Annotated in this window: 20 protein-coding genes and 1 other RNA gene; 6 read left to right on the plus strand and 15 right to left on the minus strand. The window is 71.7% G+C overall.

Annotation, left to right across the window (positions count from 1 at the left end):
• Window positions 1-60: 60 nt before the first annotated feature.
• The gene (murA, locus tag ABZX75_RS22420) at window positions 61-1,407 is read left to right on the plus strand and encodes a UDP-N-acetylglucosamine 1-carboxyvinyltransferase (RefSeq protein WP_355413181.1); all 1,347 of its coding nucleotides are present in this window, start codon (window positions 61-63) and stop codon (window positions 1,405-1,407) included.
• 305 nt (window positions 1,408-1,712) lie between these two features.
• Here murA and ABZX75_RS22425 read toward each other — a convergent pair whose 3' ends face one another.
• The 4 genes from ABZX75_RS22425 to ABZX75_RS22440 all read right to left on the minus strand — a co-directional run bounded on the left by ABZX75_RS22425 (window position 1,713) and on the right by ABZX75_RS22440 (window position 7,240).
• A complete protein-coding gene (locus ABZX75_RS22425) occupies window positions 1,713-1,994 on the minus strand; it encodes an HU family DNA-binding protein (protein ID WP_007264399.1) in 282 nt (93 codons plus the stop codon).
• Between the two features lie 312 nt (window positions 1,995-2,306).
• Complete coding sequence (locus ABZX75_RS22430) at window positions 2,307-3,731, minus strand: NAD-dependent malic enzyme (RefSeq protein ID WP_355413185.1); 1,425 nt, start codon at window positions 3,729-3,731, stop codon at window positions 2,307-2,309.
• Window positions 3,732-4,176: 445 nt separating this feature from the next.
• On the minus strand, window positions 4,177-6,513 hold the full coding sequence (locus ABZX75_RS22435; RefSeq protein ID WP_355413187.1) for a UvrD-helicase domain-containing protein: 2,337 nt from the start codon (window positions 6,511-6,513) through the stop codon (window positions 4,177-4,179).
• A gap of 139 nt (window positions 6,514-6,652) precedes the next feature.
• On the minus strand, window positions 6,653-7,240 hold the full coding sequence (locus tag ABZX75_RS22440; protein WP_355413189.1) for an ABATE domain-containing protein: 588 nt from the start codon (window positions 7,238-7,240) through the stop codon (window positions 6,653-6,655).
• 192 nt (window positions 7,241-7,432) lie between these two features.
• Here ABZX75_RS22440 and ABZX75_RS22445 point away from each other — a divergent pair, with 192 nt between their 5' ends.
• Entirely contained in the window at window positions 7,433-7,651 is a 219-nt protein-coding gene (locus ABZX75_RS22445) for a type II toxin-antitoxin system VapB family antitoxin (protein WP_355413191.1), read from the plus strand.
• A 1-nt stretch (window position 7,652) separates the two neighbouring features.
• Complete coding sequence (locus ABZX75_RS22450) at window positions 7,653-8,069, plus strand: PIN domain-containing protein (protein ID WP_355413193.1); 417 nt, start codon at window positions 7,653-7,655, stop codon at window positions 8,067-8,069.
• Window positions 8,070-8,079: 10 nt separating this feature from the next.
• Here ABZX75_RS22450 and ABZX75_RS22455 read toward each other — a convergent pair whose 3' ends face one another.
• The 3 genes from ABZX75_RS22455 to ABZX75_RS22465 all read right to left on the minus strand — a co-directional run bounded on the left by ABZX75_RS22455 (window position 8,080) and on the right by ABZX75_RS22465 (window position 11,783).
• The gene (locus ABZX75_RS22455) at window positions 8,080-9,222 is read right to left on the minus strand and encodes a uroporphyrinogen-III synthase (RefSeq protein WP_355413195.1); all 1,143 of its coding nucleotides are present in this window, start codon (window positions 9,220-9,222) and stop codon (window positions 8,080-8,082) included.
• A 121-nt stretch (window positions 9,223-9,343) separates the two neighbouring features.
• The gene (locus ABZX75_RS22460; RefSeq protein WP_355413197.1) at window positions 9,344-10,711 is read right to left on the minus strand and encodes a nitrate/nitrite transporter; all 1,368 of its coding nucleotides are present in this window, start codon (window positions 10,709-10,711) and stop codon (window positions 9,344-9,346) included.
• Window positions 10,712-10,808: 97 nt separating this feature from the next.
• Complete coding sequence (locus tag ABZX75_RS22465; RefSeq protein ID WP_355413199.1) at window positions 10,809-11,783, minus strand: LysR family transcriptional regulator; 975 nt, start codon at window positions 11,781-11,783, stop codon at window positions 10,809-10,811.
• Window positions 11,784-11,867: 84 nt separating this feature from the next.
• Between ABZX75_RS22465 and ABZX75_RS22470 the strand changes: the two genes are divergently transcribed.
• Entirely contained in the window at window positions 11,868-13,163 is a 1,296-nt protein-coding gene (locus ABZX75_RS22470) for an MFS transporter (RefSeq protein ID WP_355413201.1), read from the plus strand.
• Between the two features lie 47 nt (window positions 13,164-13,210).
• On the opposite strand, the gene ssrA is transcribed toward ABZX75_RS22470, so the two are convergent.
• The 5 genes from ssrA to ftsE form a co-directional block, all read right to left on the minus strand.
• Window positions 13,211-13,599: a transfer-messenger RNA gene (ssrA, locus tag ABZX75_RS22475) on the minus strand.
• A 142-nt stretch (window positions 13,600-13,741) separates the two neighbouring features.
• Window positions 13,742-14,224, minus strand: coding sequence for an SsrA-binding protein SmpB (smpB, locus tag ABZX75_RS22480; protein WP_355413203.1), 483 nt, complete (start codon window positions 14,222-14,224; stop codon window positions 13,742-13,744).
• Between the two features lie 18 nt (window positions 14,225-14,242).
• A complete protein-coding gene (locus ABZX75_RS22485) occupies window positions 14,243-15,436 on the minus strand; it encodes a S41 family peptidase (protein WP_355413205.1) in 1,194 nt (397 codons plus the stop codon).
• A gap of 67 nt (window positions 15,437-15,503) precedes the next feature.
• The gene (gene ftsX, locus ABZX75_RS22490) at window positions 15,504-16,463 is read right to left on the minus strand and encodes a permease-like cell division protein FtsX (RefSeq protein WP_355413207.1); all 960 of its coding nucleotides are present in this window, start codon (window positions 16,461-16,463) and stop codon (window positions 15,504-15,506) included.
• A gap of 9 nt (window positions 16,464-16,472) precedes the next feature.
• Complete coding sequence (ftsE, locus tag ABZX75_RS22495) at window positions 16,473-17,162, minus strand: cell division ATP-binding protein FtsE (protein WP_355413209.1); 690 nt, start codon at window positions 17,160-17,162, stop codon at window positions 16,473-16,475.
• Window positions 17,163-17,400: 238 nt separating this feature from the next.
• Between ftsE and ABZX75_RS22500 the strand changes: the two genes are divergently transcribed.
• Complete coding sequence (locus ABZX75_RS22500; RefSeq protein ID WP_355413211.1) at window positions 17,401-17,595, plus strand: hypothetical protein; 195 nt, start codon at window positions 17,401-17,403, stop codon at window positions 17,593-17,595.
• Window positions 17,596-17,775: 180 nt separating this feature from the next.
• Here the strand turns inward: ABZX75_RS22500 and prfB are convergent, their stop codons facing one another.
• Entirely contained in the window at window positions 17,776-18,885 is a 1,110-nt protein-coding gene (gene prfB / locus ABZX75_RS22505; RefSeq protein WP_355413213.1) for a peptide chain release factor 2, read from the minus strand.
• Between the two features lie 316 nt (window positions 18,886-19,201).
• Here prfB and ABZX75_RS22510 point away from each other — a divergent pair, with 316 nt between their 5' ends.
• On the plus strand, window positions 19,202-20,203 hold the full coding sequence (locus ABZX75_RS22510; RefSeq protein ID WP_355413215.1) for a 2-oxoglutarate and iron-dependent oxygenase domain-containing protein: 1,002 nt from the start codon (window positions 19,202-19,204) through the stop codon (window positions 20,201-20,203).
• Between the two features lie 111 nt (window positions 20,204-20,314).
• Here ABZX75_RS22510 and ABZX75_RS22515 read toward each other — a convergent pair whose 3' ends face one another.
• Entirely contained in the window at window positions 20,315-21,568 is a 1,254-nt protein-coding gene (locus tag ABZX75_RS22515; protein ID WP_355413217.1) for a serine/threonine-protein kinase, read from the minus strand.
• Window positions 21,569-21,728: 160 nt separating this feature from the next.
• Complete coding sequence (locus tag ABZX75_RS22520; RefSeq protein ID WP_355413219.1) at window positions 21,729-23,441, minus strand: protein kinase; 1,713 nt, start codon at window positions 23,439-23,441, stop codon at window positions 21,729-21,731.
• Between the last annotated feature and the right edge of the window lie 442 nt (window positions 23,442-23,883).

Here is a 23,883-nt window from a genome sequence, read left to right on the forward strand (position 1 = left end):
CTAGTGGCCCTTACCCTTTTCACTGGTCCCCTGCCCACCCCTCTCCGGAACGCGAGATTCATGACCGGCACAGACAGTGACGACGTACTGCTTGTCCATGGCGGTACCCCGCTCGAGGGCGAGATCCGTGTCCGCGGTGCGAAGAACCTCGTGCCCAAGGCCATGGTCGCCGCTCTGCTCGGAAGCGAACCCAGCCGGCTGCGCAATGTTCCCGACATCCGTGACGTGCGGGTCGTACGCGGGTTGCTCCAGCTGCACGGCGTAACGGTCCGCCCCGGCGAGGAGCCGGGCGAGCTGGTGCTCGACCCGACCTACGTCGAGAGCGCGAACGTCGCCGACATCGACGCGCACGCGGGCTCTTCGCGCATCCCGATCCTCTTCTGCGGCCCCCTCCTGCACCGCCTCGGCCACGCCTTCATCCCGGGGCTCGGCGGTTGCGACATCGGCGGCCGGCCGATCGACTTCCACTTCGACGTGCTCCGCCAGTTCGGCGCGACCATCGAGAAGCGGGAGGGCGGCCAGTACCTGGAAGCCCCGCAGCGCCTGCGCGGCTGCAAGATCCGCCTTCCCTACCCCTCCGTCGGCTCGACCGAGCAGGTGCTGCTGACGGCCGTTCTGGCCGAGGGCGTCACCGAGCTCAGCAACGCCGCGGTGGAGCCGGAGATCGAGGACCTCATCTGCGTCCTGCAGAAGATGGGCGCGATCATCTCCGTCGACACCGACCGGACCATCCGGATCACCGGTGTGGACCGTCTGGGCGGCTACAACCACAAGGCGCTCCCGGACCGCCTGGAGGCCGCCTCCTGGGCTTCCGCGGCCCTGGCGACCGGCGGCAACATCTACGTGCGCGGCGCCCAGCAGCGCTCGATGATGACCTTCCTGAACACCTTCCGCCGGGTCGGCGGCGCCTTCGAGATCGACGACAACGGCATCCGCTTCTGGCACCCGGGCGGCCCGCTGAAGGCCATCGCGCTGGAGACGGACGTGCACCCCGGTTTCCAGACCGACTGGCAGCAGCCGCTCGTCGTGGCCCTGACGCAGGCCTCGGGCCTCTCGATCGTCCACGAGACGGTCTACGAGTCCCGCCTCGGATTCACCTCGGCGCTCAACCAGATGGGCGCACACATTCAGCTGTACCGGGAGTGCCTGGGCGGCTCGGCCTGCCGCTTCGGCCAGCGCAACTTCCTGCATTCGGCGGTCGTCTCCGGCCCCACCAAGCTGCAGGGCGCCGACCTGGTCATCCCGGACCTGCGCGGCGGGTTCTCGTACCTGATCGCGGCGCTGGCGGCCGAGGGCACCTCACGGGTCCACGGCATCGACCTGATCAACCGCGGCTACGAGAACTTCATGGAGAAGCTCGTGGAGCTGGGCGCGAAGGTCGAGCTCCCCAACGGCGACCTCGTCTGACGTTCCGTCCGGAAGCACGGCGGTACGGCACGTTGGGGTACGGCACGTCGGCCGTACCCCAACGACCCCCAAGTACGCCACGTACGCCACGTACGGCCTTACGGAAAGCCCCCCTGGTCCTTCCCGGGCCAGGGGGGCTTTCCCGTGGGCTCCAACGGCCCCTGGCAGCCCCCGGCTGTCCGAGGGGCCTGGGGCGCCCGGAACAGGCGGAAGGGCGGCCACCCCGCCTGGGGGTGGCCGCCCTTCGCCGTTCTACGTACTACTGCCGTTCCAAAGGCCTGTGCTGCCTTCGGCGCCGGGGCTGACTACTTGCCCTTGGCGGCTTCCTTGAGCTTGGAGCCCGCGGAGACCTTCACGCTGTAGCCGGCCGGGATCTGGATGGGGTCGCCGGTCTGCGGGTTGCGCGCGGTGCGAGCGGCACGGTGGGTGCGCTCGAAGGTCAGGAAGCCGGGGATGGTGACCTTCTCGTCGCCCTTGGCGACAATCTCGCCGACGGTCTCGGCGAGCGCGGCCAGAACGGCGTCGGCGTCCTTGCGGGTCACCTCGGCGCGCTCGGACAGAGCGGCCACCAGCTCACTGCGGTTCATGTTGTACTCCCGTGTTCAACTTGCCTTAGAGGCGTGAGATCGAAGCCGATGCTGCCAGGGCCCTCGGACAGTCCCCGGACCCGGGTCTGAACGTCAGACCCTCTCGCCCGGTTACGCATCCTGCCCCCACCAGCGGCGGGAAAGCCAATCCGGCACCCGCGGGGGTCACACGAAAAGCGCCACAGTCACGCCGCGGTGACGCTCCGTCCGCACCCGTCGCCCGCCCGGATGCTCTGGACCGCGGACCTCGCGGGCGCATCCCCGCAACCCTAGAGGCGCCCTGCCGGGCCCGCATCCCGCGACGCGCCGGGATCAGCGGGACGTGGGGGCCGTCACAGCGGCGGAGGCGGCCTTGCGGACCGCACCCGCGACCGCGCCCGCGACCTTGTCGTTGAACACGGACGGGATGATGTAGTTCGCGTTCAGCTCGTCCTCGCCGACCACGTCGGCCAGCGCGCTCGCCGCGGCCAGCATCATCTCGGTGTTCACCGTGCGGGACTGGGCGTCCAGCAGGCCGCGGAAGACGCCCGGGAAGACCAGCACGTTGTTGATCTGGTTCGGGAAGTCGGAACGGCCGGTGGCGACGACGGCGGCGGTCTGGCGTGCGATCGCGGGGTCGACCTCGGGGTCCGGGTTCGCTAGCGCGAACACGATCGCGCCTTCCGCCATGGCGGCCACGTCCTCGCCGGAGAGCACGTTCGGGGCCGAGACGCCGATGAAGACGTCGGCGCCGACCACGGCCTCCTTCAGGGTGCCCGTGTAGCCCTCGGGGTTGGTGTTGTCGGCGATCCAGCGCAGCGGGGAATCCTCGTCCGCGTCGACGAGGTCGGGGCGGTCCGCGTGCACGACACCGTGGATGTCCGCGCTGACGGCGTTCTTGACACCCGCCGCGAGCAGCAGCTTGAGGATGGCCGTACCGGCCGCGCCGGCGCCCGACATGACGACCTTGACGTCGCCGACCGCCTTGCCCACCACGCGCAGTGCGTTGGTGAGCGCCGCGAGCACGACGATCGCGGTGCCGTGCTGGTCGTCGTGGAAGACGGGGATGTCGAGGGCCTCGCGCAGCCGGGCCTCGATCTCGAAGCAGCGCGGCGCGGAGATGTCCTCCAGGTTGATTCCGGCGAAGCCGGGGGCGATGGCCTTGACGATCGCGACGATCTCGTCGGAGTCCTGGGTGTCCAGGCAGATGGGCCACGCGTCGATGCCCGCGAAGCGCTTGAAGAGGGCCGCCTTGCCCTCCATGACGGGCAGCGCGGCCATCGGGCCGATGTTGCCCAGGCCCAGCACGGCCGAGCCGTCCGTCACGACTGCGACGGAGTTGCGCTTGATGGTGAGGCGACGCGCGTCCTCGGGATTCTCGGCGATCGCCATGCACACGCGGGCCACGCCCGGGGTGTAGATCATCGAGAGGTCGTCGCGGTTGCGGATGGGGTGCTTGGACGCCATCTCGATCTTGCCGCCGAGGTGCATCAGGAAGGTGCGGTCGGAGACCTTGCCCAGGCTGACGCCCTCGATCCCCCGCAGCTTCTCGACGATCTCGTCCGCGTGCGCGGTGGAGGTCGCGGCGATGGTGACGTCGATCCGGAGCTTCTCGTGGCCCGAGGCGGTCACATCGAGGCCGGTGACCGAACCGCCGGAGGACTCCACGGCGGTGGTGAGCTGGGAGACCGCGGTTCCGCTCGCGGGCACTTCCAGACGGACCGTCATCGAATACGAGACGCTGGGCGCCGTTGCCATGGCCGTGTTCCTCTTCTGTCCCTGGTTTTCGCTGTACACACAGAACCCGCACACGGCTGCCGCGGCAGGACCTGTTGTCCGATCGTCCCACCTACCAGCCGGTACAAGGTAACCAGCTACAAATTTCGGAAAGACTCTTCCACCATACGAGATTCCAGTGATCGACGGAATGGTGGGTTGATACGAAACAGGTCCGCGCCCTCCACTGGTGGAGGGCGCGGACCTGGCGACACCTGGTAACGCTGCTGTCTATGACACCGACCCGCCATGCTCGCCTCGCGGCAAGTGGTCGCTCTAGGCGACGAAGGTTGGGCCCGGGGGCTTGGATCGAGTCGGTGCCTTCACCAGGCTAACAAAGGATCGCCGGAAGTGAGCCCCCTCCCGGCGGCCGGTTCCGCTCACCACGCGCCTGGCCGCGGACCATACGGCCCTACGCCGCCCCGCCCTACACCCGCAGCAGGCCCGGCACCCCGTCCGCGTCCGGCTCGTCCCGGTCCGTGGAGACCACGGTGAGCTGCTGCGTCGCCCGCGTCAGCGCCACGTACAGCACCCGCAGGCCCGCCGGGGACTCGTCCCGTACGACTCCGTCGTGGGAGATGCCCCTGGCGATCTCCGCCGGGGAGACGACCACGGTGGCGTCGTACTCCAGCCCCTTGGCCTCCAGGCTGCCCAGCGCCACCGCCCGCTCCCCCAGGTCGGCCAGCCATCCCGCGGCCTCCGCGCGCCGGTCCATGGCCACCACCACGCCGACGGTGCCGTCCACCTGCTCCAGCAGCCGCCGCGTCTCCTCCCGGACCGCCGTGCCCAGATCGCCCGCCGCGGCCGTGAAACGGGGCTCCAGACCCGTGGAGCGCACCGCCGACGGCGGCTCCATGCCCGGCATGGCCCGGCGCAGCACCCGGGACGCGACCTCGGCGACCTCCGCCGGGTTGCGGTAGTTCACGGTGAGGGTGAACCGCCGGCGCGGTCGGCTGCCCAGGGCCTCGTCGCGGGCCGCGGCGGCCTCCTCCGGGTCGGTCCAGGAGGACTGCGCCGGGTCCCCGACCACCGTCCAGGTGCCGTGGCGGCCCCGGCGGCCCACCATCCGCCACTGCATCGGCGTCAGGTCCTGCGCCTCGTCCACGATGACGTGCGCGTACTCGGTGCGTTCCGCCGCCAGCCGCTCGGCCCGCTCCCACTGGGTCTCCTCGCGGGTCGGCATCAGCTCCTCCAGCCCGCTGAGCTGGTCGAGCGGGTCCAGCTCCCGCTTGCGCCGGGGCCGGGCGGGGGCGCCCAGCAGCTGCTGGAGCTCGTCCAGCAGCGCCACGTCGTGCACCGACAGCGGCCCCTTGCCGTCCGGGCCCACCCGGCGCAGCGAGCGGGCCAGCTGGCGGGTCTCGCGCTGGTTGAGGTCCCGGCGCGACCAGCGGGACAGGCGCCGCTCGTCGGCCATCGCGGCGAGCACCCCGCGCGGGGTCAGCTCGGGCCACCAGGCGTTCAGGAAGCCGATGAAGGCGTCCTCGGTGGAGACGTCCTCGTCGAAGGCGGAGCGCAGCTCGGCGGCGAGCTGCGGGTCGCTGTGCCGGCCGGACCCGCCGGACTTCGCGTACAGCGCGTCGAGGAGCAGCTTGCGGGCGCGCGGGCGCAGCAGGTTCACGGGGGCGGTGCCGCTGAGCACGTTCTGCCGGATGCGGTTCAGCTCGTCGGCCTCCAGCTCCTGGCGGCGCCCGAAGGCCACCACGCGCAGCCGGTCCGGGGCGTTGCCGAGCTCCAGGGCGCCGCGTACGGCCTTGCGCAGCACCTTCGGCATCCGCGAGGAGCCCTTGACGCGGGCCACGGCCGGATCGTCGTAGGTCGTCGCCTCGGCGCCGTCGACGAGCGAGCCGAGCGCCCGGATGGCGACCTGGCCCTCCTCGCCCAGGGAGGGCAGCACGCCTTCGGTGTACGCGACGAGCAGCGGGGTCGGGGAGACGATCAGGATGCCCCCGGCGTAGCGGCGCCGGTCCTGGTAGAGCAGGTAGGCGGCGCGGTGCAGGGCGACGGCGGTCTTGCCGGTGCCGGGGCCGCCGGCGACTTCGGCGACGGACGCGGCGGGGGCCCGGATGACGAGGTCCTGCTCGGCCTGGATGGAGGAGACGATGTCCCGCATGGAGTGCGTACGGGCCCGCCCGAGCGCGGCCATCAGGGCGCCGTCGCCGATGGCGGGCAGTTCCTCGCCGCCGAGGAAGGCCGTGACCTCGGGGCGCATCAGGTCGTCTTCCACGCCCAGCACCTTGCGGCCCTTGGAGCGGATGACGCGGCGGCGCACGACGCGACCGGGCTCCTTGGGCGTCGAGCGGTAGAACGGCGCGGCGGCCGGCGCGCGCCAGTCGATGACCAGCGGCGCGTAGTCGGAGTCGAGGACTCCCATGCGGCCGATGTGCAGCGTCTCGGCGATGTCGGCCGTGAGGTCGTCGCGGATCGCGTCGTCGGCGGGCTCGACCGAGGTGAACGCGCCGTCCGCGCCGCGCTCACCGTCCTTCCCCCGCACCAGGTCGATGCGGCCGAAGAGGAAGTCCTCGAACTCGCTGTGGAGCCGGTTCAGGTGGATGCCCGCCCGGAAGACCTGCGCGTCGCGCTCGGCGAGGGCGCCGGGCGTCCCCACCTGGCCCCGCTTGGCCGCGTCGTTCATGAGGAACTCGGCCTCGTGGATCTTCTCCTCAAGGCGTCGGTACACCCGGTCGAGATGCGTCTGCTCGACCGCGATCTCCCGATCGCGGACGGAATCCGCCGTGCTGTCGACAGCGGCATTCTGCGCGGCCACCAAGGCCCCCTTCTGACGTGCATGGGCGACCGTCAACCGTACGCGAATCGGGACCCTGTCCGCACGCCCGTTCCGGAACCGGTCTCACAGGGCGGTACGGGGAGCGCTGCGCCGGGCGGCGCACCCTGCGGTACGCGGCCTACGCGGATCCGGCCGCCAGTGCCCGGCGGCGGTGACGGGCGACGCGCTCGCGGTTGCCGCACAGCTCGCTGGAGCACCAGCGCCGGCGGTGTCCGCGCGAGGTGTCCAGGTAGACCCGGGCGCAGCCGTCGCCCTCACACGCCCGCAGCAGCGCCCGCTCTCCGGGGTCGGTCAGCAGCTCCACCGCGTCCCGGGCGACGGCCGCGAGCAGCGCCGGGCATTCGACGCCGCCGCGCAACTCCCGTACGAGGTGCCCGTCGTGGTCCCTCACGGCACACAAACCGGGGGGTGGTCCGGCGGCCAGCGCGTTGACCCGGGCCAGCGCGTCCTCGGCCGGTTCGCTCCCGGCGAGTTCCGCCCGTACGAGGGTCTCCACATCGCCGCGCAGCGCCTGGAAGGCCGCGACCCAGTCCGGGTCCACCCGGGCGAGCGGCGTCCGGTCGGGCACCAGCCCGGTCCCGGCGAGCCACAGCCGCAGTCCGTCGCCGTCCGGGATCCCCTCGCGGGGCGTGAAGGTGGCCATCAGGTCCAGGCAGACCCGCCCGGCGTCGAACCGCAGCCCGCACTTTCGCCTGTCCGCAACCATGCGCCCTGTCACCGCCTCGGAGGGTCACCCGGTGAGTGTGCCTCCCCCAGCGCCTCTGGGGGTGTGCCCCTGCAAGAGTGCCCGTGTGGGGCGTCTACCGGAACCCCGTCGGCACCGTCCAACCGCGCCCCGCATGTATGCAGCATCCGCTACCTTTATATGGAGCCGATGGTTACTCCCCGGGAGGGGCATATGTCAGCCACTCAGATCGATCTTGATGACGAGGCCCTTGCCGAGGCCATGCAGCTGTCGGGCGCCCGGACGAAGAAAGAGACGGTGAATCTCGCCCTGCGCGAATACGTCGAGCGCCGCCGCCGCACCGAGGCCCGGCTCCGCCACTTCCAGGCGGCCCAGGCCTGGGACGACGAGAGCTTCTGGCGTCAGCACGCCGCGGAGAAGGGCGTCGCCTGACGTGCTCCGCTACCTGATCGACTCGACTGCCGTCTGGCGCCTGCAGCGCGACCGCCCCCTCAACGAAGCGTGGGCACACGAAGTCGACGAGGGCAACGTCGGCTCCTGTCGCCCCCAGCGCACGGAGTTCCGCAGGTCCGCGCGGAGTCTCGACGAGTACGAAGCGATGACGGACATGCTTGCCGACCTCTATCCGGAGGTGGCCGTTCCCAAGAACGCCTGGCAGTGGATCGAAACCGCGCAGTACCGCCTGGCCCAGCGCGGCCGCCACCAGAGCCTGTCCGTTGTCGACTGGCTCATCTGCGTGACGGCGGCTCACCACGGGCTGATCATTCTCCACGACGACAAGGATTTCACCGCCGCAGCGGGCCTGCTCCCGGATGTCCAGGAGCACAACGTGCACCGGGTACCTCGCTGAACGAAAGCCCTCAGGCGTCCACGTACTTCGCGTCGGAAGCCGCGTCCAGCGACAGCCGGTACCCCCGCTTGACCACGGTCTGGATCAGCTTCGGCGCCCCCAGCGCCACCCTCAGCCGCGCCATCGCCGTCTCCACGGCATGCTCGTCCCGCCCCGCCCCCGGCAGTGCCCGCAGCAGCTCGGCGCGGCCCACCACCCATCCCGGCCGGCGCGTCAGCGCCCGCAGCAGGGCCATCCCGGCCGGCGGTACCGGCCGCAGTTCCGTGTCCACCACCACCGCCTGCCCCCGGATCTCCAGCCGGTGCCCGGCCACCGGCAGCACCCGCGCCCGTCCCGGCAGCTCCTGGCAGAGCAGCTGCACCAGCGGGCCCAGCCGGAACCGCTCCGGCTGCACCGTGTCCACCCCGTGCGCCTGCAAGGGGAGCGCGGTGACCGGCCCCACGCACGCCGACACCAGCCCGCCGCGCAGCGCATCCAGCAGGGGTCCGCGTACGCCCCGCTCCTCGGCCCGCGAGAGCAGCGAGGCCGCCGCCGGCGCCGAGGTGAAGCTGACCGCGTCCACCGCGCCGCCGATCACCGCGTCCAGCAGCCGGTCCAGCGGCCCGAGGTCCTCCGGCGCCATCCACCGGTACACCGGGACCACCACCACCTCGGCCCCGCCCTCCCGCAGCGCCTCGACGAATCCCGGCAGCGGCTCCCCGTGCAGCTGGAGCGCGACGCGCCGCCCGGCGACACCGGCCGTCAGCAGCCGGTCCAGTACCTCGGCGAGGGATTCCGACTGCGGGGACCAGGTCTCCACCAGCCCGGCGGCCCGGATGGCGCCCTTCACCTTCGGCCCGCGGGCCAGCAGTTCGGTGGCCCGCAACCGCTCCAGCAGCGCCTCGCCGACCCCCCACCCGTCGGCGGCCTCGATCCAGCCGCGGAAGCCGATGGCGGTGGTGGCGACGACCACGTCCGGCGCGCGGCCGATGAGCTCCTTGGTGGCGGCGAGCAGCTCGCTGTCGTCGGCCAGGGGCACGATCCGCAGCGCGGGCGCGTGCAGCACGCTGGCTCCGCGGCGGCGCAGCAGGGCGATCAGCTCGTCGGCCCGCCGCGCAGCGGTGACACCGACGGTGAAGCCTGCGAGCGGACCGATGTGCTTGTCCTCGTACATGGTGACCTGCCTTGCCCAGTGGTCGGTTTCGCGTCGCGGGGACCGAGCCTGCCAAGCGGGCGTGTCAGACTCGGTTCCGGCGTATTTCGGCGCCGTAAAGCGATGCCGCGCCGAAGGCCCGCTACACCGAGGTGAGCTGCGGTTTCGCGGCCGTTCCGGCGGCCGGGACGACCGTGACGGGGGGCCGGCGAAGGTATACCGCCCAGGTGACCGCGCAGCACACCGCGTAGAAGCCGAGGAAGGTCACGAAGGCGGACGTCCCCGATCCGGAGCTCATGAACGCCTCCCGGAAGACCAGGTTGATGCCGAGCCCGCCGACCGCGCCCACCGCGCCGATCAGGCCCATGGAGGCCCCGGACAGCCGGCGCCCGTAGGCGGCCGCGCCTTCGCCGCTCATGCCCTGGGCCAGGGCCTTGGCCTGGAAGATCCCGGGGATCATCTTGTACGTCGAGCCGTTGCCGAGCCCGGTCAGCGCGAACAGCGCCACGAATCCGGTCAGGAACACCGGCAGGGATTCCCGTATGGAGGCGAGGATGACGACGCCGGTCGCGGCCGCCATCGCCACGAAGGTGGCGAGCGTGATCCGCGCTCCGCCGAAGCGGTCCGCCAGTGCGCCGCCCACCGGCCGGATCAGGGAGCCGAGCAGAGGCCCGATGAAGGTGAGCGAGGCCGCCTGGAGCGGGGTGCGGCCGAACTGTGTCTGGAGCACCAGCCCGAAGGCGAAGCTGTAGCCGATGAAGGAGCCGAAGGTCCCGATGTACAGGAAGGCCATGATCCAGGTGTGCGCGTCGCGCAGCGCCTCGCGCACGGCGCCCGTGTCGTTGCGTACGGGCGCCAGGTTGTCCATCCGTACGGCGGCCAGCACCGCCGCGACCACGATCAGCGGGATGTAGGCGGCCAGCAGCAGCCGCGGGTGGCCGGCCCCGGCGGTCCCGATGACCAGCAGGGCGACGAGCTGCACCACGGGGACCCCGATGTTGCCGCCGCCCGCGTTCAGGCCGAGCGCCCAGCCCTTCTTGCGCAGGGGGAAGAAGGCGTTGATGTTGGTCATCGAGGAGGCGAAGTTCCCGCCGCCCACGCCCGTCAGCGCGGCGACGAGCAGGAAGGTGCCGTACGAGGTCCCGGGCTCCATGACCACGAGGGCGGCCACGGTCGGCGCGAGCAGCAGCAGGGCGCTGAAGACGGTCCAGTTCCGGCCGCCGAACCGTGCGACGGCGAAGGTGTAGGGCACCCGCACCAGCGCCCCGATCAAGGTGGCGGTCCCGATGAGGAAGAACTTCCCGGCCGGGTCGATCCCGTACTGCGGCCCCATGAAGAGGACCATCACGGACCACATCGACCAGATGGAGAAGCCGATGTGCTCGGAGAGGACCGAGTAGAGGAGGTTGCGCCGGGCGATCCGCTCCCCCGACTCCTTCCAGAAGGTTTCGTCCTCGGGGTCCCACTGCTCGATCCAGCGGCCCCCCTTGCGCGGTGCGGTACCGGTCATCACACGCCTCCACAGCTGTCGCGTCCGTGGTGACGACCCTAGGAAGGGCGCGTTTCGGCCTCGGTCACCACCGGATGACCGCTGCGCAACCTTGCTCTCACCCGCCGCCGACGGGGTGTGTGAGCCCGGTCGGAATCCAGCTTCCGGGGGGCACGCCGAGCCAGCCGCGTTCGGCGGCCAGCCCGTCGGCCGCGGCGCGCAGCGCGTCCAGCCCCGGGTGCGCGAAGCCCTTGCGCCACACCATCGACAGCGGCGACAGCGGCACCGGGCGGGTCAGCGGCCGCTTCACGGAGCCCGGCATGTCGAGGAAGTCCACGGTCACCAGCACCGGGTTGCGGGTCTTGGCCATCACCCGGCGGAACTCCTCCTTGCCCATCGCCACCGGCGCGGGCGGCGCCAGCGCGATCCCCCGCCCGGCGAACAGCTCGCGCGCCAGCCCGGTCCACTCCAGGGTCCGCGGATTGCCGGCCCCGGCGTACACGCTCTCCCCCGCCAGCGCGTCCAGCGGTACCTCTTCCCGCGCGGCCAGGGCGTGCCCCTCGGGCAGCAGCACGGCGAGCGGCTCGTACCGTACGGGCCGCTGCGCGAGCCGGGCGCGCAGCGCCGGGCCGAGTCCGTCGGCGTACCCGAAGGAGACGTCCAGGCGTCCGGCGGCGACCTCGGCGGCGGCGTGCGTGAGCCCGCTCTCGAAGCGGGCCATCAACTCGCAGTCCGGGGCGAGTTCCCGGGCCCGTTCCAGCACGGTGCGTCCCGTGCTGGGCCCGTCGGTGTTCAGGTCGACGAGCAGCGGCCGGGGTTCGGCGTCCCCGGCGAAGGCGGCGGCGAGTTCCTCGTGGGCGCGCAGCACCCGCCGGGCCAGGGGCAGCAGCCGCTCCCCGTCGGCGGTCAGTTCCACCTGCCGGGTGGTGCGTACGAACAATCCCGCGCCCAGGGTCTGTTCGAGGCGCCGGATGTCCCGGCTGAGGGCCTGCTGGGCGACGTACAGCCGGGCGGAGGCGCGGGTGAAGTGCAGTTCCTCGGCGGCGGCGACGAACCCGCGCAGCAGGCGGGGTTCCACATCACGGGGTATCACCTCCGGAGACTAACAACAGAAAGAGGTGAATCCCCTCGGAACAGGTGTTGGACGGGCCCTGCGGGCGCGACCGAGGCTGTTGCCATGCCCTTCATGACCGTCACCGGCAGCACGCTCGTGCTCGCCGCCCCCGCCCCCGCCCCGAGCCCGGCCCCGGCCCCTGCCCCGGTCCGGGCGCCGGGCCCGGCTCCCGTCCCGGCCCTCCCGCCGGGGCCCGCGCGCGCCCACGGCCCGTACCGCAGCCTCTTCGCCCTCCCCGGCACCCGCGGGTTCACCACCGGCAACCTCCTCGCCCGGCTCCCCATGGGCATGTTCGCGGTCAGCGCGGTCATGATGATTGCCGAGCAGCGGGGCTCGTACGCCCTCGCCGGCGCGGTCACCGCGACCGGCCTCGCCGCCACCGCCCTCGTCGCGCCCTGGACCGCCCGACTGATCGACCGCCACGGCCAGGCCCGGATCGCCCTCCCGGCCACCGTGATCGCGGTCCTCGGCTCGCTCGCCCTGATCGCGTGCGTCCGTGCCCAGGCCCCCGCCTGGACGCTCTTCGCCTCCTACGCGGCGACCGCCACCACCCCCAACATCGGCGGCATGGCCCGCGCCCGCTGGACCCACCTGCTGCGCGACTCCCCGTCCTCGCACCACACCGCGATGTCCTTCGAGCAGGCCGCCGACGAGCTGTGCTACATGCTCGGCCCGGTCCTGGCGGCCTTCCTCTGCACGATCGTCTTCCCCGAGGCCGGCACCCTCACCGGCGCGGTCCTGTTCCTGGCCGGCATGCTGGTCTTCACCTCGCAGCGCGGCACGGAGCCCCCGGCGACGGCAACGCCCCGCCGCGGCTCGCCCGTGCGCGCCCTGGGCCCGATGCTCGTGCTCTTCCTCACCCTGGGCCTGGTCTTCGGCTCGATGGAGGTCGCCTCGATCGCCTACCTCGACGCCCGCGGCCTGGGCGCGGCGTCCGGCCTGATCCTCGCCCTCCAGGCGGCGGGCTCCTGCGCGGCCGGCCTGCTCTACGGCACTCGGCGCCCCCGCTCCCTGCGGGCCTGCCTGTGCGCGCTGGCCCCCCTCATGGCCCTCCCCTGGGCCGCGGCGGCCACCGGCTCCCTGCCCGCCCTCGCCACCGCCCTCCTCCTGGCCGGCATGGCCACGGCCCCGACGATGGTGACGGCGATGTCCCGGGTCCACGCGCTCACCCCCGAGGGCCGTCTCAACGAAGGCATGACCCTCGCGGTGACCGCGATCCTGGCGGGCATAGCGGCCGGCTCGGCCACGGCAGGCCTGGCCGTCGACCATTTCGGCCCCCCGGCGGCCTACGCCCTCCCCGCGGCCGCCGCCCTCATGGCCCTGCTGTCAGTGGCTCGGGGTCAGGGCTCCCGGGCATGACGAAGGCCCCGCAGCCGTGAGGCTGCGAGGCCTTTGCCCACATGGGGTGGTGGAGATGGCGGGAATCGAACCCGCGTCCAACGGTGCAGAAGCAGGGCTTCTCCGAGCGCAGTCCGCTGCGCTTTTCTCGGCCCCGGAGATCACACGGACAAGTCTCCGACGGGCTCAGTCACTGTTTGATTTCCCTCCAACCCCCGTGACCCGGGCTAGAGGTTTAGATCCCTAATTGACGCCAGGGTCCGGACCGGGACCACTTCCGGGCTGACGCTCCTCACAGAGGCTTCAGCTCACTGTTATTAGGCAGCGAGGGTGAAGCGGGAGTTATCGCTCTTGGAGTTGGCGATTGTTTTTTGCGACAGGTGGTTTACGAGATCATTGCCGCTTCCTCGGCTCGCTTCCCCTGCATCGACATCCGCTGTCGAAACCGATCATCCCCATGTTGACCGCTATTGAGTTAGGTGCCGCTGAGCTGTGTACCGCTCAACGAGCGCCACTCGCAAGCGTGTGGCGCTGAGACCATGGTACGCGAAGTGGACCACGGCATGCCAGGAGATTAAAACCCGGCTCCCGGACGGCTCCTACTCGCCGCGCTGCTTGCGCCGCACCGCCGCGATCGCGCGGTTGGTCTCGCGGGTGTCCTGCTTCTCCCGCAGCGCCTGCCGCTTGTCGTACTCCTTCTTGCCCTTCGCCAGCGCGATCTCGACCTTGCAGCGGCCGTCCTTGAAGTACAGCGCGAGGGGCACGATCGTGTGACCCGTCTCCGAGGCCTTCGACTCCAGCTTGTCGATCTCCTCCCGGTGCATGAGGAGCTTCCGCTTGCGCCGGGCGCTGTGGTTGGTCCAGGTCCCCTGGCTGTACTCCGGCACGTGGACGTTGTACAGCCAGGCCTCGCGGCTCTCCATCGTGACGAAGCCGTCCACCAGGGAGGCCCGGCCCTGCCGCAGCGACTTGACCTCGGTACCGGTGAGCACGAGACCGCACTCGTAGGTGTCGATGATCGTGTAGTCGTGCCGCGCCTTCTTGTTCTGGGCGATCAGCTTGCGCCCTTTTTCCTTAGCCATAGTGCGGTCATTTTCGCACTACGGACCCACCCCGAGGCCACCCAATACCGCTGTGGCCCGCTCCTCGGCGCCGTCGCCCGCCGCCAGGTCCGGTGTGATGCCGCTGCCGTCCAGGCTGCGGCCCGCCGGAGTGCGGTACGTGCCCACCGTGAGCTCGGCCACCGAGCCGCCCGGAAGCTCCGTCGGCATCTGCACCGAACCCTTGCCGAAGGTCCGGCTCCCGACGGTCACCGCGCGGCCCCGGTCCTGGAGGGCGCCCGTCACCAGCTCCGCCGCGCTCATGGTGCCGCCGTCGACCAGGGCCACCAGCGGCCGGGCGGTGTCCCCGCCCGGTGCGGCGTACAGGGCGCGCTGGGCACCCCGTACGTCGTACGTCGCCACCAGCCCGCCGTCCAGGAAGGCCGAGGCGGCCGTCACCGCCTCGGTGACCAACCCGCCCGGGTTGCCGCGCAGGTCGAGCAGAAGCCCGGCGCCGGGCGGGGCGGCGCGGACGGCGGCCTTGACCCGCTCGCCCGAACCCCGGGTGAAGGAGGCCACCTTGATGACGGTGACCCCGCCCGGGAGCTGCCGTACGGTCACGGGCTCCGTACGCAGCTGCTCCCGGCGGACGGTCTCGGTGAGGTCGGCCCCGTCCCGGCTGAACGTCAGCACGACGGGGGTGCCGGCCTCGCCGCGCAGCAGGGCCACCACATCGGTCACGGCCAGGCCGGTGACGGCATGACCGTCCACGCTCAGCAGCCGGTCACCGGCCCGCAGGCCGGCCCGGGCGGCGGGGCCGCCGGGCTGCACCCGGTCGACCGCGATCAGGCCGTGGTGGCCGCGCCTGGCCCAGAGTCCGACGCCGGTCCAGCGGCCGTCGAGGCCCTCGGCGAAGGCGGCGTACTCGTCCTGGTCGTAGACCGTGCCCCAGCGGTCGCCGCTGCGGCTGACCACGTCCTGGGCGGCTTTCTTGCCGGACTTCCCGTCGGCGACGGCCTCGGCGGCGGCCCGGGCGACGGCCTCCCGGTCGGCGGTGCCCGTCTCACGGGGCCCTGCGGGCGCGGCGCCGCCCATATGGGCGGCCTGCGCGGCGGAAGCGGCGGTGGAGACGTCTTCGCGGTCCCAGCAACCGGTGCTCACGGCGGCGGCGACGCTCGTGAGGAAGACCAACGTCAAAACGGCCCCGCGACGCGAGTCGCGGGGCCGGAGACAGAGGGCGGGCAGTCCCGGCATGGCGCCGAGTCTAGGACAAGCCCCGTGCGGCCACTGAGGGTTGACCTCAGCTCACACAGGGCGCTTGTCACACCTTCAGGTACTTGCGCAATGCGATGAACGCGGCCATGGAGGGCATCAGGACTCCGATGGCGAGCACGTACGGCATCTTGGTGAGGACCGAGTCCCAGCCCACGAACTTGATCAGCTCCATCTTCTCGCGCAGTCCCAGCCCGTGGTCGATCACGAAGTACTGACCGGAACCGAGCATGACGCACGCTATGACGGCGCCGATCAGGCCGGCGACGGCCGCCTCCATGATGAAGGGCACCTGGATGTAGAAGCTGGAGGCGCCCACCAGCCGCATGATCCCGGTCTCCCGCCGACGGCTGAACGCCGAGACGCGCACCGTGTTGACGATCAGCAGGAGCGCCACGATCAGCATGATCAGCATGATGCCGAGCGCGGCCCAGTTGAGCAGGCCGAGGTACTTGAAGAGGCTGTCCATCTCCCGGTGCTGGTCCTGGACCTCCATCACCCCGTCGCGGCCGGTGAAGGCGCTGGTGATGACCTTGTACTTCTCCGGGTTCTTGAGCTTGACCCGGAAGGATTCCTGCATCTGGTCCGGGGTGATGGAGCCGGCCAGCGCGGTGTGGCCGTACTCCTCCTGGTAGTGCTTGTACGCCTCGTCGGCTGACTCGTAATGGACGCTCTCGACGAGGTCCATGCCCTTGAGCTCGCTCTCCAGGGCCTGCTTCTGCTCGGCCGTCACCGCACCCTTGGAGCAGGTGGCGACGCCGACGGCTCCCGTGGCGTCCGGCTTGGCGGCACCGCCCGCGTCCTTGGCGTCTTGCGCGTTGCAAAGGTAGATCGAGACGTTGGCCTTGTCGTACCAGTAGCCCTTCATCTTGCTCACCTGGTCGCTCATGAGCAGGGAGCCACCGAACAGGGCCAGCGACAGGGCCACGGAGATGATGACCGCGAAGGTCATGGTGAGATTGCGACGGAGACCGACGCCGATCTCCGACATGACGAACTGGGCGCGCATGGCGTCCTTTCAGTGCTGGTAGCCGTAGACGCCGCGCGACTGGTCGCGTACGAGACGGCCCTGTTCGAGTTCGATGACGCGCTTGCGCATCTGGTCCACGATCTGCTGGTCGTGGGTCGCCATGATCACAGTGGTGCCGGTCCGGTTGATCCGGTCCAGGAGCTTCATGATCCCGACGGAGGTCTGCGGGTCGAGGTTGCCGGTGGGCTCGTCCGCGATCAGCAGGGCGGGGCGGTTGACGAAGGCGCGGGCGATGGCCACGCGCTGCTGCTCACCGCCGGAGAGCTCGCCGGGCATCCGCTCCTCCTTGCCGCCCAGGCCCACCAGCTCGAGGACCTGCGGGACGGCCTTGCGGATCTCGCCCCTCGGCTTGCCGATGACCTCCTGCGCGAAGGCGACGTTCTCGGCCACCGTCTTGTTGGGCAGCAGGCGGAAGTCCTGGAAGACGGTCCCCAGCTGGCGCCGCATCTGCGGAACCTTCCAGTTGGAGAGCTTGGCGAGGTCCTTGCCCAGGACGTGCACCTGGCCGTGGCTCGCCCGCTCCTCGCGCAGGAGGAGCCGCAGGAAGGTGGACTTGCCGGAGCCGGAGGAGCCGACCAGGAAGACGAACTCGCCCTTCGCGATGTCGAGGGAGACATCTCTGAGCGCGGGACGGTTCTGCTTCGGGTAGGACTTGGAGACGCTGTCGAATCGGATCACGGATGCACCACGGTCGCCGGGAGTAGGTGTGCGTGACCATACGCGAACGGGCACGGCGTGTGGACCCGGCATCCGGAGTTGCCCCATATGTCCCGGGGTCCGGGTGGGGGCGGACCGTGACGGTCCGGACGGGGCGCGCCGAATGTCGCCGAAACTGGCACAGTGGGAGGGGGAACGGTCGCGTTCCCCACACCGTTGTCTCTGTACAGAGGGACCGAGGGGACGAGAGGAGGAGCGCATGACATATGACCGGCTCGTCTGCGCGAACTGCGCCGCGCCCGTGGACCAGGGCCGCTGCCCGGTGTGCCGGGCGCACCGGGCGCGCCTCCAGCAGCAGGAGGGCCCCTTCTCCGGCCTGAATCCCGTGGCGCTCATAGCGCTTCTGGTGGTCCTCGTCGCAGCTCTGGCCCTGGTCGCGCAGCAGACGGCGTAGGCCCTGCGGCGCGGCGTCAAGCGTCGCAGGTGCGGGCGTCGCCCGTCCGTGCGGCTCGCGCCGCGTACCGATCACACGTATGACGTGCGGAAGGGCCCGGACACCCACTGGTCGAGTGGGGTCCGGGCCCTTCCGCACGTCACTACGCGGTGACGCGGTGCGATCCGGTCCCGCGCTTCCTTACGCGGTCTGCTCCTGCTGCTTGCGCCAGCGGATGCCGGCCTCCAGGAAGCCGTCGATCTCGCCGTCGAGCACCGCCTGCGGGTTGCCGACCTCGAACTCCGTCCGCAGGTCCTTGACCATCTGGTACGGGTGCAGGACGTAGGACCGCATCTGGTTGCCCCAGGAGCTGCCGCCGTCCTTGAGGGCGTCCATCTTGGCCTGCTCCTCCTGGCGGCGCCGCTCCAGCAGCTTGGCCTGGAGCACGTTCATCGCGCTGGCCTTGTTCTGGATCTGCGAGCGCTCGTTCTGGCAGGAGACCACGATGCCGGTCGGCAGGTGCGTGATGCGCACCGCCGAGTCGGTGGTGTTGACGCCCTGGCCACCGGGGCCGGAGGCGCGGTACACGTCGATGCGCAGCTCGCCCTCGTCGATCTCGACGTGGTCGCTGGACTCGACGACGGGCAGCACCTCGACACCCGCGAAGGAGGTCTGGCGGCGGCCCTGGTTGTCGAAGGGGGAGATGCGCACGAGACGGTGCGTGCCCTGCTCGACGGAGAGGGTGCCGTAGGCGTACGGGGCCTTGACGACGAAGGTGGTCGACTTGATGCCGGCCTCTTCCGCGTACGACGTCTCGTAGACCTCGGTGGCGTAGCCGTGCCGCTCGGCCCAGCGCAGGTACATGCGCTGCAGGCGCTCGGCGAAGTCGGAGGCGTCGACGCCGCCGGCCTCGGCGCGGATGTTGACCAGGGCCTCGCGCTCGGCGTACTCGCCGGACAGGAGGGTCCGGACTTCCATCTCCTCCAGCGCCTTGCGCACGGCGACCAGCTCGGTCTCCGCCTCGGCGAGGGTGTCCGCGTCCTCCATCTCCTGCGCGAGCTCGAAGAGGACCGCGAGGTCGTCGATGCGGCTGCGCAGATTCTCGGTCTTGCGCACCTCGGCCTGGAGGTGCGAAAGCTTGCTCGTGATCTTCTGGGCGGCCTCCGGGTCGTCCCACAGGGACGGCGCGGCGGCCTGCTCCTCGAGCACGGCGATCTCTGCCCTCAGCTTGTCGAGGTCCAGGACGGCCTCGATCGACCCCATGGTCGAGGAGAGGGACTTCAGCTCTTCGGAAACATCGACGACTGCCACGGGTCCAGCGTAGCCGGTCCCCGGACATGGCCGTCCGGGCAGGCCGAATCACCCGTACTGATGAACATGGGTACGGGCGTACGCTCACCGTATGACCGTTCTCCTCGTCAAGCGCCGTCATGTGGACCACATGCGTGTCACGACGACGAGCTGTCTGCCGCCGGACCATCCCCAAGCCTGATCCACCACGATCCGACTTGGTCCTGTACGCGGCCTCCGCGGCCCCCGGCGCCATCCCTGCCGGCGGCCCTCCCCCCACCCGCGGCCCCGCCACCTCTGGGGAACAGGACCCCGTGACATCCGAAACGGAGCCGTCATGCCGTCCGCGCACACCCTGCCCGTCCTGGACCTCTCCCAGGCCGACGACCCGCAGCTGCGAGCCGGGTTCCTGAAGGAGCTTCACGCAGCGGCCCGGGACACCGGCTTCCTGCACCTCACCGGGCACGGCGTCACCGCCGCCGAAACCGCCCGCATCCTGGAGTTGACCCGGGCGTTCTTCGCCCTCCCGGAAGCCGACCGGCTCGCCGTGAGCAATCTGAACTCCCCGCACTTTCGCGGCTACACCCGGATCGGCCACGAGCTGACCGGCGGCGCCACGGACTGGCGGGACCAGCTGGACGTCGGCGCCGAGCGCCCCGCGCCGGCCGTGGGACCGGACGACCCGGCGTACCTCTGGCTGGAGGGCCCGAACCAGTGGCCGGCGGCCCTGCCGGAGCTGCGGGAAGCCGTACTGGAGTGGCAGACCAGGCTGGCGGGCGTGGCCCACCGGCTGCTCCAGGAGCTCCTGGTCTCGATCGGCGCCCCGGCGGACTTCTTCGACGCGGCCTTCGCGGACCGGCCCCACCTGCACACCAAGCTGATCCGCTACCCGGGCTCCGCCCCCTCCGGCACCGACCAGGGGGTGGGCGCACACAAGGACTACGGCTTCCTGACGCTCCTGCTCCAGGACTCGGTGGGCGGCCTCCAGGTCGTGCGGGACGGGGGCTACCTGGACGTGCCGCCGCTGCCGGGCGCCTTCGTGGTCAATCTGGGCGAGCTGCTGGAGATCGCGACCGAGGGCTACCTGACGGCGACCGACCACCGGGTGGTCAGCCCGCCGGGGGCGGTGGAGCGGTACTCGGTGCCGTTCTTCTACAACCCGCGGCTGGACGCGGTGGTGGAGACCGTTCCGGGCGACTACCTGCCCCACGCCCCGGGTATCGCGCACGACGCGGCGAACCCGCTGCACGCGGAGTACGGGCGCAACGAGATGAAGGGCTGGGTCCGCGCCCACCCGGCCGTGGCGCGGCGCTGGCACCCGCAGCTGCTGAAGGCGTAGGGGACTCCCGGGGCTCAGCCCGGACCTGCGCCTCACGCGCCGACGACGCCATTTCAGCCCCGCCGCGCTAGTGCGGTGACCGGGGCGGGGCCGGCAGCGGCGCCGCAGGCGCTACGGCGTGGCCGGGCCCGACTGCTTGGTGTCCTGCGGGGTGGCCGGCTCCTCGCCACCTGAGACGGCGAGCCAGCCGCCCACCCCGACCGCCGCCACGAGGGCGACCGCCGCACCGGTCAGCACCAGCCGTCGCTTGCGCGCCGCCTCCGCCCGGTGGCGGGCCGCACCCGGCCGATGGCCTCCGGCCGGACGCGGCACCCGCGCCGTGCCGAGCGCACCCCCGGCCAGTTCGTCCGGCCCGGGCACCCGCATCGAGGTGTGGGTGTCCCGGTTGGAGTCCGTCGCGGACCCCGGCACCAGCGGGACCACGCCCCGGCGCCGGACCGGGTGCTCGGCCACGGCCTCCTCCGGCTCCTTCGGCTCCGGCTCCGCGTCGTCCGGCTCGTCCACGTCGAGCGGCGGCATCCCGGCCAGCATCGGCAGGAGGTGCCGCAGGCGGGCCGACAGCTCCGACGCCCGCAGGCGCGAGGCGGGGGCCTTGGCCAGGCACTGGACGACCAACTGCCACAGTTCGTCGGGGATCCCCGGCAGCGGGACGACGGTCTCGGTCACGTGCCGGCGCAGGACCGCGCCGGGATGGCCCCCGCCGAAGGGGGTGAAACCGGCCAGCAGCTCGTACAGGACCGTGGCCAGGGCGTATATGTCCACCGCCGCCCGCGGCGGAAGGCCCTCCACTATCTCCGGCGCCAGATAGTCCGGCGTACCGATGATCCGGGTGGTCGGGGCCGAGGCCCGTCCGGCCGAGGCCCGGCGCGGAGAGTCGATCAGTTTGGCCACGCCGAAGTCGGTCAGCAGGGCCGGGTGCGCGCCGCCCGGGCCGAGCGGCCCCTGCATGTCGAGCAGTACGTTCTCGGGCTTGACGTCGCGGTGCACGACCCCCGCCGCGTGCGCCGCCGCCAGGGCGTCCGCGACGTCCGCGACGATCGCCACGGCCGCCTCGGGGGCGAGCCGCCGCTCGCGATCGAGGCGCGTGCGCAGGTCCGTACCGCGCACCAGGTCCATGACGAGGGCGAGGTCGTTGCCGTCGACGACGAGGTCCCGGACGGAGACGACGTGCGGATGCTCCAGGCCGAGCAGCGCGCTGCGTTCCTGGACGAACCGTCCGACCAGCTCCTGGTCGGACGCGAGGTCCTCGCGCAGCAGTTTGACGGCGACGGGCCCGTCCGGCCCCTCACCCAGCCACACCGTGCCCGCGCTGCCGCGCCCCAGGATCTGGTGCGCGGTGTACCGGCTGCCGATCTTCCGTGCCACGACTGCTCCCTCAGCGGCTGAAGTACGCACCAAAGCTACGCGGCCGGGTCGGGGTTGGAGGCCAGTAGGGGGCCCGATTCGCGGCGACCTTCACTTCTGCGGGCGAAATCACGCCCCAGAAGTCGACAAATCCACGAACTCGGCGCTACCGGTGCGCGATTCAGGGAGTGGTGCCGCCCGTGGCTTCGCCGATGGAGCCGATCCAGCCGACGACCTCGGTCCCCCAGGTCCACAGCTGGTCCCACCAGCCCCTGCCGGTGCCGATCCACTCCTGGAGCCCGGTGAACTCCCAGATCATCCAGCCCGCCACGACGAACAGGAGGATCATGACCAGGCAGCCCTTGAGGCAGCCGAGGCCGGGGATCCGCACCGGGTTGGCGCTGCGGCGGCGCGGCTCGCGCGGCTCCCGGCGGGCGGGCGGCTGCGGCGGGGGCGCCTGCCGAGGCTGCTGCGGCTGGCGGTACTGGGGCTGCTGCGGCTGCTGGTACTGCTGAGGCTGTTGCTGCTGCGGCTGGTAGTGCTGCGGCGGCGGAGGCGCGTACTGCTGCTGCGGGGGCTGCTGGTACTGGGGCTGCGGCGGGCCCTGACGGTACGGCTGATGGGGCCGGCGCGGCTGGTGCTGCGGCGGCGGAGGCGCCTGCCGCTGCGGACGGCGGCGCAGCGGGTCCTCGTTCGGGTCGAGGAACTGGATCTGCGTCTGCTCGTTGCGGTCGCGGGCCGCCTGCATCTGCGACTGCCACGGGTGCGGCTGGTCCGGCTGCCGCACGGGGGGCATGACCGAGGTCGGATCGGCCCCGGGAGCCCCGGTGCTCGGCAGCACCGACGTGGCGTCGGGCGCGCCGACCGGCGGCATGACGCTGGTCATCGCGTTCGGGTCGTAGCCGCCCAGGGGCGAGCCGCCCGCGGCGGACAGCATCTGGGTCGGGTCCGCGGCGCCGGGGGTCTCCGGGACGGGGGCCGGCGAGGGATCGGGCGCGAGCAGCGCGCCGACGCCGAGTGCGGCCTCCACCTCGACGGCCGAGGAGTGCACGCCGATGCCGGCGGCGACCACGCGCAGCCCGCGGGCCAGGCTCTCGGCGCTGGGGCGGTCGTTCGGCTCCTTGCGCAGGCAGCGCTCGATGACCGTCCACAGCGGCTCGGGAACGGTCGAGGGGCGCTGCGGGTCCTCGCTGAGGTGGCGGTGGAGCACTTCGAGCGCCGTCCCGCCGGCGAACGGCGGGCGGCCGGTGAGCAGCTCGTAGAGCAGGATGCCGGCGCCGTAGATGTCGACGGCGGAGGTCTGCGGGCGGCCCTCGGCCGATTCGGGGGCGACGTAGGCGGGGGTGCCGACGAACTCGTGGGTGCGGGTCAGACCCGGGGAGTCCGCGAGGCGGGCGATGCCGAAGTCGGTGAGCATCGGCCTCATCTGGCCGCCGCGCTCGTCGAGGAGCACGTTGGCGGGCTTCAGATCGCGGTGGACCACGCCGTCGGCATGGCTGGCGGCGAGGGCGTCGGCGATCTGTGCGGTCAGCAGGCTCGCGGCGACGGGTGTGAAGGGGCCGTTCTGGCGGAGGTACTTGTGCAGGTCCGGGCCGTCGATCAGGTCCATGACCAGGGCGAGGAGATCGCCCTCGACGACGAGGTCGCGGGTGCGCACGATGTTGGGGTGCGTCAGGCGCAGCAGGACCGAGCGCTCGCGCAGGAAGCGCATGACGATGTCGGGGTCGTGCGCCAGCTCCTCCTTGAGGACCTTGATCGCCACGGTCTCGCCGGCGTGGCCGGCGACGGCCGCCTCCGCGCCTGCGGCCTCCCGCTGGCGGGCGCGCCAGACGGTGCCCGTGGCGCCGCGCCCGAGCGGCTCCTCGAGCAGGTACTTGCTGCCGACTGGCCGCACGTCTCGCGCTCCCCTGCTGTCGTCATCGCGGCGTTTCGCTGCCGCCGTCCATCGAAATGGTTTTCCGGCCCACTCTAGGGGGTGTCCCGGGGGAAGACGCCGGGCACCGAAGGTTGGTTGCCGCACATATGCGCGAAGGGTGATGTTCGCGGGGTATGCCGGAGGCGATTTTCCCCGGCGCTGCCCGGCATGGCCCGCCATTCCCCGGTCAGCCGTGCGTATCCGAGCGGGGGGCGCGACGGACCGCGACCACTCAAGATCATTTGTCGGCGGGTGCCGGGCGTGTCGTCCGCGACAGGTGCGAGGATGCACCCGTACGGAACGGCACGGGACGGGAGCCCCGCCTTCCGGCAGACCTGACCGGACGACGTGTCCGTGCCGGGCGGGGGGCGATCGGGCGGCCATGTCCCGACATCCTCCTGCCGGGCGCACGCACCGCGCA

Source organism: Streptomyces sp. NPDC003038, assembly GCF_040611115.1.
In the GTDB taxonomy this organism is placed as follows: domain Bacteria; phylum Actinomycetota; class Actinomycetes; order Streptomycetales; family Streptomycetaceae; genus Streptomyces.